General features: G+C 63.3%; 11 protein-coding genes. 4 read left to right on the top strand and 7 right to left on the bottom strand.

Annotation, left to right across the window (positions count from 1 at the left end):
• Positions 1 to 54 precede the first annotated feature (54 nt).
• On the bottom strand, positions 55 to 1,563 hold the full coding sequence (locus tag ACJ8QF_RS19510) for a CoA-acylating methylmalonate-semialdehyde dehydrogenase (RefSeq protein WP_280630962.1): 1,509 nt from the start codon (positions 1,561 to 1,563) through the stop codon (positions 55 to 57).
• A gap of 10 nt (positions 1,564 to 1,573) precedes the next feature.
• Entirely contained in the window at positions 1,574 to 2,914 is a 1,341-nt protein-coding gene (locus ACJ8QF_RS19505; RefSeq protein WP_280630961.1) for an aspartate aminotransferase family protein, read from the bottom strand.
• Positions 2,915 to 3,049: 135 nt separating this feature from the next.
• Between ACJ8QF_RS19505 and ACJ8QF_RS19500 the strand changes: the two genes are divergently transcribed.
• Positions 3,050 to 3,979, top strand: a complete 930-nt coding sequence (locus ACJ8QF_RS19500; protein WP_442537772.1) for a LysR family transcriptional regulator — start codon at positions 3,050 to 3,052, stop codon at positions 3,977 to 3,979.
• 134 nt (positions 3,980 to 4,113) lie between these two features.
• Here ACJ8QF_RS19500 and ACJ8QF_RS19495 read toward each other — a convergent pair whose 3' ends face one another.
• Positions 4,114 to 5,241: an iron-containing alcohol dehydrogenase gene (locus tag ACJ8QF_RS19495; RefSeq protein ID WP_154870160.1), complete on the bottom strand. Its 1,128-nt coding sequence runs from the start codon at positions 5,239 to 5,241 to the stop codon at positions 4,114 to 4,116.
• 229 nt (positions 5,242 to 5,470) lie between these two features.
• Here ACJ8QF_RS19495 and ACJ8QF_RS19490 point away from each other — a divergent pair, with 229 nt between their 5' ends.
• From ACJ8QF_RS19490 to ACJ8QF_RS19480, 3 genes are all read left to right on the top strand, one after another.
• Positions 5,471 to 6,229, top strand: a complete 759-nt coding sequence (locus tag ACJ8QF_RS19490; RefSeq protein WP_442537771.1) for a response regulator transcription factor — start codon at positions 5,471 to 5,473, stop codon at positions 6,227 to 6,229.
• Between the two features lie 101 nt (positions 6,230 to 6,330).
• The gene (locus tag ACJ8QF_RS19485) at positions 6,331 to 7,632 is read left to right on the top strand and encodes an NAD(P)/FAD-dependent oxidoreductase (RefSeq protein ID WP_015376516.1); all 1,302 of its coding nucleotides are present in this window, start codon (positions 6,331 to 6,333) and stop codon (positions 7,630 to 7,632) included.
• A gap of 18 nt (positions 7,633 to 7,650) precedes the next feature.
• Complete coding sequence (locus ACJ8QF_RS19480) at positions 7,651 to 8,016, top strand: cupin domain-containing protein (RefSeq protein WP_004933207.1); 366 nt, start codon at positions 7,651 to 7,653, stop codon at positions 8,014 to 8,016.
• A 46-nt stretch (positions 8,017 to 8,062) separates the two neighbouring features.
• On the opposite strand, the gene ACJ8QF_RS19475 is transcribed toward ACJ8QF_RS19480, so the two are convergent.
• The 4 genes from ACJ8QF_RS19475 to ACJ8QF_RS19460 all read right to left on the bottom strand — a co-directional run bounded on the left by ACJ8QF_RS19475 (position 8,063) and on the right by ACJ8QF_RS19460 (position 12,048).
• Positions 8,063 to 8,869, bottom strand: coding sequence for an alpha/beta hydrolase (locus ACJ8QF_RS19475; RefSeq protein ID WP_004933205.1), 807 nt, complete (start codon positions 8,867 to 8,869; stop codon positions 8,063 to 8,065).
• Between the two features lie 95 nt (positions 8,870 to 8,964).
• Complete coding sequence (locus ACJ8QF_RS19470; RefSeq protein ID WP_088381217.1) at positions 8,965 to 10,077, bottom strand: class II histone deacetylase; 1,113 nt, start codon at positions 10,075 to 10,077, stop codon at positions 8,965 to 8,967.
• Positions 10,074 to 11,261, bottom strand: coding sequence for an MFS transporter (locus ACJ8QF_RS19465; protein WP_131165179.1), 1,188 nt, complete (start codon positions 11,259 to 11,261; stop codon positions 10,074 to 10,076). Before ACJ8QF_RS19465 ends, ACJ8QF_RS19470 begins: the two co-directional genes overlap by 4 nt.
• Before the next feature lie 139 nt (positions 11,262 to 11,400).
• Positions 11,401 to 12,048, bottom strand: a complete 648-nt coding sequence (locus ACJ8QF_RS19460; RefSeq protein WP_004933198.1) for a helix-turn-helix transcriptional regulator — start codon at positions 12,046 to 12,048, stop codon at positions 11,401 to 11,403.
• Between the last annotated feature and the right edge of the window lie 405 nt (positions 12,049 to 12,453).

Below are 12,453 nucleotides of genomic sequence, written 5' to 3'. Positions count from 1 at the left end.
AGCGCGCGAAATGCCGGGGAGCTTTGCTCCCCGGAAGTTTATTGTTCTTATGTGTTACCCCTGCCCCGACGGGAAGCTGAAGCTGGCGCGCCGGGCGTCGCCGGAGGCTGGCCAGCGCTGGGTCACGGTTTTGCGTTTGGTGTAGAACCTGACGGCGTCCGGGCCGTAGGCGTGCAAATCGCCGAACAGTGAGCGCTTCCAGCCGCCGAACGAGTGGTAGGCCACCGGCACCGGCAGCGCCACGTTGATCCCCACCATGCCGACCTGAATGCGGCTGGAGAAGTAACGCGCCGCTTCGCCGTCGCGGGTGAACAGGCAGGTGCCGTTGCCGTATTCGTGGGCGTCGATCAAGGCCATCGCCTCTTGTAGCGACGCCGCGCGTACCACGCCAAGCACCGGGCCGAAGATCTCCTCCTGATAGATGCGCATGCCGGGCGTCACGCGATCGAACAGCGTCGGGCCGAGGAAATACCCCTGGCTGGGGCGGCCGTCGGCGTCCGTCACGCGCAGTTCGCGGCCGTCCACCAGCAGCTCGGCGCCTTCGGCCACGCCCTGATCGATATAGCCTTTCACCTTCTGATAATGCTGTTGAGTCACCAGCGGCCCCATGTCGTTGCGGTTGTCGCTGCCGGGGCCGACGCGCATGGCGGCCATCTGTTGCCGCAGCCCGGCGATCAACGCTTCAGCTGTGCCTTCACCCACCGCCACTACCAGCGGGATGGCCATGCAGCGCTGGCCGCAGGAGCCGAACGCCGCGCCCATCAGTGCGCCGACCGCGCCGGGGATATCGGCGTCCGGCAGCACCACCGCATGGTTCTTGGCGCCGCCCAGCGCCTGTACCCGTTTGTTCTGCGCGCAGCCGGTGTGATAGATGTGCTCCGCCACCGGCGTCGAACCGACGAAGCTGATCGCTTTGATGCGCCCGTCATGCAGCAGTGTCTCCACCGCTTCGCGATCGCCGTTGACCACGTTGAGCACCCCCGGCGGCAGCCCGGCCTCCGCCGCCAGCCGCGCGATATACAGCGCGGCGGAAGGGACGCGCTCGGAAGGCTTCAGCACGAAGGTGTTGCCGCAGGCGACCGCCATTGGCCACATCCACAGCGGCACCATCGCCGGGAAGTTGAACGGTGTGATGCCCGCCACCACCCCCAGCGGTTGAAACTCGCTCCAGCTGTCGATGCCTGGGCCGGCCTCTTTGCTGTGTTCGCCCTTCAGCAGTTCCGGCACATAGCCGGCGTATTCGATATTCTCGATGCCGCGCTGCAGTTCGCCCAGGGCGTCGCTGAGCACTTTGCCGTGCTCGGCGGTGATCAATTGGCAGACGGCGTCAGCATGCTGCTCCAGCAGATCCTTGAGCTTCATCATGATGCGCGCGCGTTTCAGCGGCGGGGTATCGCGCCAGGCGGGATAGGCCTGTTCGGCGGCGGCGATGGCGCGCTCCACCGTGGCGCGGTCGGCCAGCTGCACCTCCTGCGCCGATTGGCCGGTGGCCGGGTCGTAAACCGGCTGGCTGCGTTCGCCGCCGGTGGCGGGCTCGCCGTTGATCCAATGGGTAATGGTCATGATTCTCTCCTTATTCGGTGGCGTTGAGGGCGTCGCCGATGGCGTTGATCAGCGCATCGATCTGCGCCTCGCTGCTGATGAACGGCGGCGCCAACTGCAGGGTGTCGCCGCCGTAGCGCACGTAAAATCCGCTTTCCCAGCAGCGCATCGCCGCCTCGAAGGGGCGCCGCGCCGGTTCACCGGGCCGCGCCGCCAGCGTGATGCCGGCCGCCAGGCCGATATTGCGAATGTCGGCGACGTGTTTGGCCCCCTGCAGACTGTGCACCGCGCGCTCGAAATAGGGCGCCAGCGCCTGCACGCGCTCCACCATCTGTTCGCGCTGCAGGATGTCCAGCGTCGCCAGCGCGACCGCGCAGCTGACCGGATGAGCGGAGTAGGTGTAGCCGTGCGGGAATTCGAGCTGGTAGTCCGGCTCGCCGCCGTTCATGAAGGTGCGGTAGATCTCCGGCCGCACCACCACCGCGCCCATCGGCTGCGCGCCGTTGGTCACCTGTTTGGCGATGTTCATGATGTCCGGCGTGACGCCGAACGCCTCGGCGCCGGTCATCGCGCCGCAGCGGCCGAAGGCGGTGATCACTTCGTCGAAGATCAGCAGAATGTCATGCTGGGTGCAGATCTCGCGCAGGCGCTGCAGATAGCCGACCGGCGGCACGATCACCCCGGCGGAGCCAGAGAACGGTTCGACGATCACCGCGGCGATCGTCGAGGCGTCGCGCAGCGCGATGATGCGGCTGAGCTCATCCGCCAGCTCCGCCCCCTGTTGCGGCATGCCGCGCGAAAAGGCGTTGCCGGCCAGCAGGGTGTGCGGCAGGTGATCCGCCTCGGCGCCGGCGCCGAACGTCTTGCGGTTGCCGGCGATGCCGCCGACCGAGATGCCGCCGAAGTTAACGCCGTGGTAGCCCTTTTCCCGGCCGATAAAGCAGGTTTTGCCCGCCTGGCCTTTGGCGCGCCAGTAAGCGCGCGCCATTTTCAGCGAGGTGTCCGCCGCTTCCGAGCCGGAGCCGGTGAAGAACACGTAATCCAGCCCCGCCGGCGTCATCGCTTTGATTTTGTTGGCCAGCTCGAACGACAGCGGGTGGCCGAACTGAAACGCCGGCGAGTAATCCAGCGTCGCCAGTTGGCGCTGGGCGGCGTCGGTGATTTCCTGCCGGCCGTGCCCCAATCCGCAGCACCACAATCCGGACAGGCCGTCGAAAATCTTTCTGCCGTCGTGGCTGGTGTAATACGCCCCTGCGGCCTGAGTAATGATGCGCGGCTGCGCTTTAAAATTGCGGTTGCCGGTAAAAGGCATCCAATGGGCTTCTAACCCTGCGGCATCGAGACGATTAAGCGAATAATTTTCAGCGGCCATGTTTTCCTCCGGGCAGGAAAATAAGTGCGATTAATTAAATAAAATGAGTTGTTAACGAATTGTTGTGCGAAATTGACTATGTACCGCTTGTTCTCTACTGTGAATAATCATATGTCGAAACTTACTTAAGGTTTTATGCAAGTAAAAAAGCGCGCGTTGCTGGGACAATTGTCGGATATGGATCTGCGTTTGCTGCGGGTATTCAAGGCCGTAGTCGACTGCGGCGGCATGAGCGCCGCCGAACTGGAGCTGAATATCAGCCTGTCGACCATCAGCAAGCACATCAAGGATCTGGAGCAGCGGCTGGGCCTGACGCTGTGCCTGCGTGGGCGCGAGGGCTTTGCGGTCACCGACGAGGGGCTGATTATCTACCAGGAAACCGTCAACCTGCTGGCGGCCACCGAGGCGTTCCGGCGCGGGGTGGACGAGGTGCACCAGCGCATGGGCGGGCAGCTGCACGTGGCGATATTCGACCATACGGTCAGTAATCCGCAGGCGCAGATCGGCCGGGCCATCGCGTTATTCAGCGAGCGCGCGCCGGAGGTTTCTTTGCAAATGTATGTGGAGCCGATTAATACCATTGAACGCGGCGTTATTGACGGGCAATTTCAGGTTGGGGTTATTCCCATGCACCGCAGCGCAGAAAGTTTATCTTATCATTCGTTATTCAGTGAGAGGATGTTCTTATATTGCGGCGCACAGCATGAATTATTTTCCGGCCCCCATGAAACATTAAATTGGGATCTGCTGCACAATTATGCCTTCGCCGGATTAGGCTATCATTCGCCGAATATGGAACTGAGCCTGCAGCAACATTTGCATCGCAAGGCGACGGGGTTTGCGCAGGAGTCGATAGCGACGTTAATTCTTTCCGGCAAATACGTCGGCTTTCTGCCGGATCACTACGCGGCGTTTTTTGTGGCGCAGAATATGATGCGGGCGATCAAACCGGCGCTGTTCCGCTACCACTGCGAATACTCCAGCGTGCTGCGCCGCTCGCCGGTGCCGCAGCGGGTGGTGAAGCTGTTCCATGAGTGCCTGCTGGCGGCCCACGGAACAGCGTGACGCTTACTGCTCTTTCTTCTTGCCGAAGATTCTGATCAGCGCGCCGACCAGGATGCCGACCGCGATGCCGGCGAAGATCCAGCCGATGATGCCCATTTCCTTACTCCTGCTAGTGCGTTGATCTGATTATATAATCATTCGACGCGAAACGCCTCTTCGATCATCCGTTGCCGCTGCGCCGGCGCATAGTCGATCCAGGAATTCTTGCTGTTGGATTTCTCCAACGCCACCGCCAATTCCTGGCCGGAAATCGGCAAATCGTCCTGCCAGAACGGCGCGATGGCGTGGCGGGTGATGAAATCGGTCAGGTAGCTCTCCGGGCTGCCCTGCCAGTGCGGGTACAGGCGCGCGGCCAGCTCGGCCATCAGCGCGCGCTGCTGCGGCTGTTCGCTGCTTTCCAGCAGGGTGAGGAACGGCAGCAGCAGGCGGCCGCAGACCTGGCCGTGATGGTAGTCGCGCAGCGCGCCGATCTCGCCGGCGATGCCGTGAATGACCCCCAGCCCGGCGGCGCTCAGCGTCAGCCCCCCGAGGTAGGAAGCCTGCATGATCGCCTCGCGTGCCGCGTCGCTGCGGTTGAGCGCCGGCCAGGCGGCGAGGAAGTGGCGGATGCCGCTCAGCGACATGTCGCGCGTCATGGCGCCGGCGGTTTTCGACAGATAGGCCTCGAACAGGTGGGTGAAGGCGTCGATGGCGCAGTAGGCCAGCACCTTGTCCGGGGCGCCCGCCAGCAGTTGCGGATCGAGAATGGCGGTGTGCGGCACGAAGTTGTTATGGCGCAGCGAGGCTTTCACCTTGCTGACCTGGGTATCGGTGATCACCGCGTTCTGCGTCACCTCGCTGCCGGTGCCGGCGGTGGTGGGAATGGCGATCAGCGGCAGGGTGGCGCCGCTGATTTTGCTGTCGCCCACCTTTTCCATATAGCGCAGCGTTGGCAGCGGGTGCTCCACCAGCGCGGAGAACGCCTTGGCGGCGTCCAGCACGCTGCCGCCGCCGATGGCCACCACGCGCCGCGCCTGGCCGCGCCAGCGCGCCACCCAGGCGTCGATTTCCTGCGGCGACGCCTCGTGGCTGACGATCTCGGTGCCGATGAACAGCGGCGTCAGCGACTCGCTCAGGCCGGCGTACACCGGGCCGTTGAGAAAAGAGCGGCAGCTGAACAGCAGCGTCGGCTGCGGATCGGCCAGCAGCAGCGGCGGCAGCTGTTGGATGCTGCCGTGGCCGAACCAGGTCTGGCGGTTGGCGATGATATGGCTGACGGACATGAGGTCTCCTTGACGGCGTTGCGGGGCGCGATGCCACAGCATAAGCCAGCGGGCGCGGAGCGGCCACCGCTTTCCCCGCCGCGGCAACCTGTGAGTTGTTTAACATGTAAACGATCGCGCTCTTGCATTTCGGCGCTGCGGATGCTTTTTTTAACAGTACCGGCCGTCATGCGGCCAACCCCATCCGAAATCGGTAGATTGTTAATGTATTAATAATGGCGAGGCGGGTATGGATATTCAGGTTGAACGCTTGTCTGCGGTGATCGATGCGGTGGCCAGCCCGCGTTTTTATCCCAGCCTGCTGAACTGGCTGGAAGGGTTTTTCGCCTTCGACAACGCCATCGTCTATGCCTTCGAACGCGGCCGGCCGCCGCGCTGCCTGATCAAAACCGAGCGGGAAAACAGCGACGCGGTCAACCAGATCTACCAGCAGGGCGCCTACCTGCAGGATCCGTTTTACCGCGCGCTGAACGACGGCGGCGAAGGCGAGGTGCTGACGCTGCGCCAGTTGGCACCCTGTGGGTTTTATCACAGCGACTATTACCGTAACTTTTATCGCAAGACCGGCTGGCACGACGAGGCCGGCGTGCTGCTGCAATTGACGCCGGAGCGCGGGCTGGGGGTATTTTTCGGCTCGGCGCGCCGCACGGTGGCGGTGCGTTACCCGCAGCGGGCGGATCTGCGCAGCGCGCTGACGCTGGTGAAAAGCGTGGCGCGGCTGCACGGCGAAGTGGTGGCGGCACCGGCCGAGGCCGACACGGTGAACGACGACGGCGCGCAGGCGCGTTATTTGCTGACGCCGCGCGAGCGCGAGATCGTCGATCTGATCCTCGCCGGCTGCGGTTCGCAGCAGATCGCCGACCGGTTGTTCATCAGCCTCGGCACGGTAAAAAATCACCGCAAGAACATCTACGGCAAGCTGAACATCGGCTCGCAGGCCGAACTGTTCAGCCTGCTGCTGACCGCCCCGCAGCGGCGCAGCGCGTGAATGTTAATTTTTTGTAGCGAATGTCCCTAAGGGGACATAGCGGACAATCCCACGGCTCCCGATAATCCGATGTCATGGCATAGGCAATCGGGAGTGCGGCAGTGAACAACGAAATCGAGTCCTTAACCTACTACGCGGCGACCAAAAAATACGATCTGCGCTTCCCGACGCTGGAAGAGGATCTGGACGTCGACGTGGTGATCATCGGCGGCGGCTTCTCCGGTATCAACACCGCGCTGGAGCTGGCGGAGAAGGGCATCACCAACATAGCCATCCTCGAAGGCCGCTATCTGGGCTACGGCGGCACCGGGCGCAACGGCGGCCAGGTGATGGCCGGCATCGGCCACGATCTGGAGAAGATCAAACGCCACGTCGGCCCGGCCGGGCTGGAAACTATCTTCAAGATCAGCAACCTCGGCGCCGGCATTATCCGCGAGCGCATCAAGAAATATGACATCGACGCCGATTTCTGTTTCGGCTACGGCTATCTCGGCAGCAACGCGCGTCAGGAGAAGACCCTGCGCGGTTGGCTGAAGGAGTTCAGGGCGGTGGCGCCGGAAGAGGAGATCGAGCTCTACACCGGCGCGGAAGTGAAGCAGGTGGTGGGCTCCGACGCTTACACCTGCGCGCTGAAACACATGGGCGGCGGCCACGTGCATTCGCTCAACCTGCTGCTGGGCGAGGCCAAGGCGCTGAGCGGCTACGGGGTGAAAATCTTCGAGAACAGCAGCGTGCTCAACGTGGAATACGGGCCGCGCATCACGGTGCGCACCGCCATGGGCTCGGTGCGCGCCAACAAAATGCTGTGGGCCTGCAACGGCTTCCTCAACGGCATGGAGCCGCAGATCTACCGCAAGACCATCAACACCTACGCCTTCCAGCTGGCCACCGAGCCGCTGTCTGACGATCTGATCCGTCAGATCAGCCCGATCCGCGGCGCCTACAGCGACATTCGCCCGGTGATCGACTATTACCGGGTGACCAACGAAAACCGGCTGCTGTTCGGCAGCGCTACCCGCCTGATCGAATATTTCCCGTCGGATCTCAAGGCCTGGAACCGCAACCTGATGCTGAAGGTGTTCCCGTACCTGAAAGACGTGAAGATCGATCTGGCCTGGGGCGGCCCGCTGTGCTGCAGCGCCAACCTGTTCCCGCAGATCGGCACGCTGCCGGATCGCGACAACGTGTTTTACGTGCAGGGCTACTCCGGCTTCGGCGTGACGCCGAGCCACATCGTGTGCAAGGTGCTGGCGGAGGGCATGAGCGAAGGATCCGATCGCTACGATCTGATGAGCTCGATCCCGCACGTCAACATCTTCGGCAAGGACAAGCTGCGGCGGGTGATGACCACCGCCGGTAAGGTTTGGCACCAGACATCCGGCTACTGGAAAGGCCGCCGTTAACCCTCAGAGGAGAATGACATGAAACCGTTACTGCTTAAACAACCGCTGCCGGAACTGCTGGAGATCGGCAGCGTCAGCAACCTGGGCGCCACGGTGATCGCCGGCACGCCAAACGTCGGCGTGGCCAGCATCTTCGGCGAACCGACCGACAACCTGAACTGCGGCGTGTTCAGCTGCACCCGCGGCAGCTTCGTGATGGAGTACCCGTTCGCCGAGCACGCCACGGTGTGGGAAGGCAGCGCCACCCTGACCAACGAACGCACCGGCGAGTCGGTGCACTATCAGGCCGGCGATTCCTGGTTCGTCGAGAAAGGCACTCCGGTGCGTTGGGACATCACCTCGGATCGCTTCGTCAAACACTACCTCGCCATCGTCGAGGGCTGATGCCGTCATGCCCCCCTCAGCAGGCTGAATGCCGAGGGGGAGCGCCTTAACCTAACGCCCGCGCAATAAAGTCGGTTACCCGCTTGAGGATCTGATCCTTATTGGTTTCGTTAAAGCTCTCGTGCCGCCCGCCCGTGTTGATCATCCGTTCGAAATCGTCGCCCTGCAGACGATCGAGCGCGGTTTGCGTTTCGCTCATCAGCACCAGCCGATCGTCGTCGCCGTGGATCCACAGCGTAGGCAGCGCGCCGAACCCCGGCCCGGCGTTGATGGCGGCGAGGATCCGCTGCATGGCGCGCAGAGTGGGGCGTTTGAACGGCCCGTGCCACACCAGCGGATCTTCCTGATAGGCCGCGCCAACCGCCGGATCGCGCGCCAGGGTGGCGGTATCCAGCGGCGCGTCGGGGATCGTCGGCAACTCGGCCAGATCGGAAATCGCCGTTCTGTCGCCGAGCAGCGGGCCGGACAGCACCAATGCGCGCACCTCCTCGCCATAGCGCTGCACGTAGCGGGTGGCGATCATGCCGCCCATCGAGTGGCCGATCACCACCAGCGGCAGCGTCGGATACTGTTGGCGAAGATGCTCGACCACGCGCTGAACGTCGTCGACGACGGCGTCATAATCCTCGATCAGCACGCGCTCGCCCTGCGACAGACCGTGGCCCAGATGATCGGGGCCGAATACCCGCGCCCCCTGCGCCTGCAGCGTGCGCGCCACGTATTGATAGCGGCCGAGATGCTCGCCGTAGCCGTGCACCAGCAGCGCCAGATAGCGCGGCTTGTCGTTTCCCCAGTCGTGCAAGGCGATGTCGCCGTGGCGGCCTTTGATAAAGCTGACGGTTTGTTCGGACATGTTATTGTTCTCATGGTGGTAGGGTTGCCCTTCAGCGTAGCGGCTGGCGGCGAGCTTGTCAGGGGCGCCGGATGCGGCGCCCGCTCGAGAGGGGATTACAGGCCGAACTGGCGCGCCAGTTCGTCGAGCGCTTCGCGCTGGAAGCGATTGAAGGCGTCGCGCGGCTGCTGTTGCTGGATGAACTCTAGCAGCGGATCCTGCACTTCCGTGCGCACGCCGCTCAGCTGCTCCATCACCGCCAGTCCGCAGAACGGCACGTAGGATTCGGCGTAGCCGCCTTCATGCACCATCACCAGCTTGCCGCCGCACAGCCGGTCGGCGGCGTCTTGCACCAGCGCGGTCATGGCGCGGAAGCTGTCGCTGTGCAGCTGCATGCGCGCCAGCGGATCGAGCGCGTTGGCATCGTAGCCGCAGGCGACGATGATCAGCTCCGGCTCGAATTTTTCCAGCGCCGGGATAATGATGCGCCGCATCGCGTGCAGGTAGCCGTCGTCGCCGGCGCCGGCCAGCATCGGCACGTTGACATTGCAGCCTGCCCCGGCGCCTTCACCGCGATCCTGTTCGCCGGAATAGCCCGCCGGGAAGCAGCCGTCCTGATGCAGCGACAGCGTCAGCACGTCGCCGCGCTGCCAATAGATATGCTGGGTGCCGTTGCCGTGGTGCACGTCCCAGTCAAGCACCGCCACCTTGCCCAGGCCGTAGCGGGCCTTGGCGCGCTCGATGGCGATGGGAATATTGGCCAGGAAGCAGAAGCCCATCGATTGATCCGGCAGGCAGTGGTGGCCCGGCGGGCGTGACAGCGCATAGGCGTTATCCAGCTCGCCCTGCAGCACCGCCTCCACCGCCGCGCAGGCCAGCCCGGCGGAGAGTTTGGCGATTTCATAGCTGCCCGGCCCCAGCGGCGCTTCCTCCCCCAGCAGGCCGCCGCCGCTGTCGCTCACCTGTTTGAAGCGCTGCAGGTAGTGGGCGGGGTGGATGCGCAGCAGGTCTTCTTCCGTCGCCGGTTCGGCGCTCAGCAGGGTGAGTTGGCGCGACAGGCCGGACACGTCCATCAGATTCTTCATGCGCCGCTTGGTTTCCGGCGATTCGGCGTGGCCGGCGCCGGAAGGCGGTTGCACCCAGCCGCCGACCGGCAGGGTGGTGGCGTGCAGGCCGGTGCTGTGCCAGAAACAGCGTTCATCAAACAAGAAACCGGTTGTTCTTTTCACCTTTCTCCTCCTGTTATACGGCGCGGTGCGCGCGGTGAAGCCAGCGAAATCAACAGCAGCGACAGCAGCGCGCAGCCCAGCGCGCCGAACAGCAAAGCGTTGAAACCGCCGGAATATTCGATTAAAGAGCCGGCCAGCGTCGGGCCGATGGCCATGCCGCCACCGATCACCAGGTTGATGCCGTTCATCAGCTTGCCGTCGTTATCCAGCCCGGCGACCCGCGCCAGAATGAATGGCAGCACGAAGGTCCAGGTGAATTTGAACAGCAGGGCCGCCAGGGCGAAGCGCAGCAGCAGGGGTTGGCCTGTCAGCAGCGCCACGCTGGCCAGCAGCAGGGCGTACCCCAGCACGATCAGGCGCCCGCCGCTGAAGCGCGCGCCGATCAGCGCCGCGGCGCCGGCGCCGACGATGCCGAGCAAGGTGGCGACGGCCAGCACCTGGCCGCTGTGGGCCGGCGACAGCCCGGCGCCGGCGGCGATGCCGCCGATAAAGGTCCAGACCGCGCTCAGGCTGATGTAAAAGGTCAGCACCGCCAGCACGGCGCACAGCTTGCGCGCCAGCGAGGCGGCGGGGCTGCTGCGGGCGGCGCAGGCGGCGGTAAAACCGTTGGGGAACGCCGGGATGAGCGGCAGGCAACACAGCATGATGGCCGCCAAAATCAGGTAGACCGCCATCAGACCGAAGTGCGCGAACAGCGGCGGCAGCACCAGCAGCCCGACCGCGCCCAGCACCAGCTGGCCGAGCACCCAGAAGGCATACACCCGGCTGGGATTGGCGGTGCCGGCGGCGCAGGTGATGCACAGGATCATCAGGGTGCCGCCCGCCAGCGAGGCGATAAAGCGCAGCGGCAGCAGCAGGGTGAAATCCTGCACCAGCGCCGAAGCCAGGTTGCCGGCGATAAACACCAGCGCCGACAGCGTAGCGACCCGCCGCCAGTTGATGCGCCCGATCCACCACCACGCCGGCAGCGTGGCCAGGCTCATGGCGCCGAGTTCGGTGGAGAACAGGTGGCCGATCTGCGCCGGGCCGAGCTGCCACTGAGTCGCGAGCTGGGCGGCCACGGCGGGGGCGGTCATCAGAATGCCCGGCGCGATGGCGGCGAAGACGATAATGGCGGTCAGCAGCCGCGGTGGGCAGGGGAGCGCCGCGCCGACGGCGGGCGCGGAAACCGAATCACTGGACATAAACCTTTTCCCCAAGCGTTGAGTGACGATGAAATATCCCGCCCGGCCCGATTGCGGGCAGGGGGAAGCCGCGCCATAAATGGCGAATATGTTCTGGCGTTATTTTCCGGCCGCCGGCAGCGGCGGCCGTTATCGGGCGTTAACCGTGAGCGAGAAAACCGCCGGCGACCAGTTCGGTGCGGTTCACCACGTCGGTTTTGGCGAAAATATTGCGCATATGGGTTTTCACCGTAGACAGCGAAATGCCCAGCTTCAGGGCGATGCGCTTATTGCTGGCGCCTTCGCGCACCATGTTGACGATCTCTTGCTCTTTGGCGGTCAGCAGCTGCGCCTCGCTGTCGGGCAGCAGATCGCGCGTCGCCAGCTCGATCAGCGGCAGTACCGCGCGCAGGCGGCCGCGCTCCACTTCGGTAAACGGCGTATCGCGGATCAACGACACCCCGGCAACGATGCGCTTACGCTGGCGAATAAAAATCTCCGTCATGTCGCGCATGTCGTTCGGCAGCATAAAGTCGTGGTAATAGCGGCGGTTGCCGGCGATCGCCGCCGGGCTCATGCCGACCATGGTGATGTCTTGCCGGTGGAAATTGGCCGGCTGCAGCGGGTCAATTTGCTGGAAGTGGTTCAGGTACTGCTGATGCGTTTTATCGGGCATGCCGTGCAGGATGTAGTGATCCGGCCGCAGGTCGCGATCGACCAGATAAAACACCCCGGCGGAGACCGGGATCAGGTGCGTAATGGTCGCCAAACAGCTGTTGATAAAGGCATCGGATGCGGTGCTGTGCATGATTCGTGTTCCTCCCTTTATCGTTCAATCTGGAGAAGGTTGGCGGTCAATATATGAACGATACAAGCATAGTTGTAGCAATTTGGCAACACAATAAAAACATATTAACAACGTGAGGCCGATTGCAATAAAACACATAAATAACAAGATGACACTGCGTTAATCAGGGCTTTTTCGTTCGGATTTATCGCGATTTTCATTAATAGGTTAATGAAATAATTCACCGCTTTTCCCGCTGAATTTACAGCGCTTTTCAATGCTTGCTCGGGTGAAGCTTTCGCCGCCCCGCGCGTGCTACAGCCGCCGCTGTCGTTGCCGTCCCTCGTTCTTAAGAACGATAGCCAGGCTTTTCCGCCGCTTTCTACACTGCGAATTGAAGATAGCGCCAGGCGGCGCCAAACGTAT

It is taken from the genome of Serratia sp. CY81684 (assembly GCF_052166595.1).
GTDB lineage: Bacteria > Pseudomonadota > Gammaproteobacteria > Enterobacterales > Enterobacteriaceae > Serratia > Serratia nematodiphila.
This window is presented reverse-complemented; position numbering and strand designations above follow the sequence as displayed.

Excerpts from the sequence above, each read along its gene's own strand:
- ACJ8QF_RS19465 (WP_131165179.1), bottom strand. The coding sequence starts at position 11,261 with ATGTCCAGTGATTCGGTTTCCGCGCCCGCCGTCGGCGCGGCGCTCCCC.
- ACJ8QF_RS19495 (WP_154870160.1), bottom strand. The coding sequence starts at position 5,241 with ATGTCCGTCAGCCATATCATCGCCAACCGCCAGACCTGGTTCGGCCAC.
- ACJ8QF_RS19500 (WP_442537772.1), top strand. The coding sequence starts at position 3,050 with ATGCAAGTAAAAAAGCGCGCGTTGCTGGGACAATTGTCGGATATGGAT.
- ACJ8QF_RS19480 (WP_004933207.1), top strand. The coding sequence starts at position 7,651 with ATGAAACCGTTACTGCTTAAACAACCGCTGCCGGAACTGCTGGAGATC.
- ACJ8QF_RS19505 (WP_280630961.1), bottom strand. The coding sequence starts at position 2,914 with ATGGCCGCTGAAAATTATTCGCTTAATCGTCTCGATGCCGCAGGGTTA.
- ACJ8QF_RS19460 (WP_004933198.1), bottom strand. The coding sequence starts at position 12,048 with ATGCACAGCACCGCATCCGATGCCTTTATCAACAGCTGTTTGGCGACC.
- ACJ8QF_RS19490 (WP_442537771.1), top strand. The coding sequence starts at position 5,471 with ATGGATATTCAGGTTGAACGCTTGTCTGCGGTGATCGATGCGGTGGCC.
- ACJ8QF_RS19475 (WP_004933205.1), bottom strand. The coding sequence starts at position 8,869 with ATGTCCGAACAAACCGTCAGCTTTATCAAAGGCCGCCACGGCGACATC.
- ACJ8QF_RS19510 (WP_280630962.1), bottom strand. The coding sequence starts at position 1,563 with ATGACCATTACCCATTGGATCAACGGCGAGCCCGCCACCGGCGGCGAA.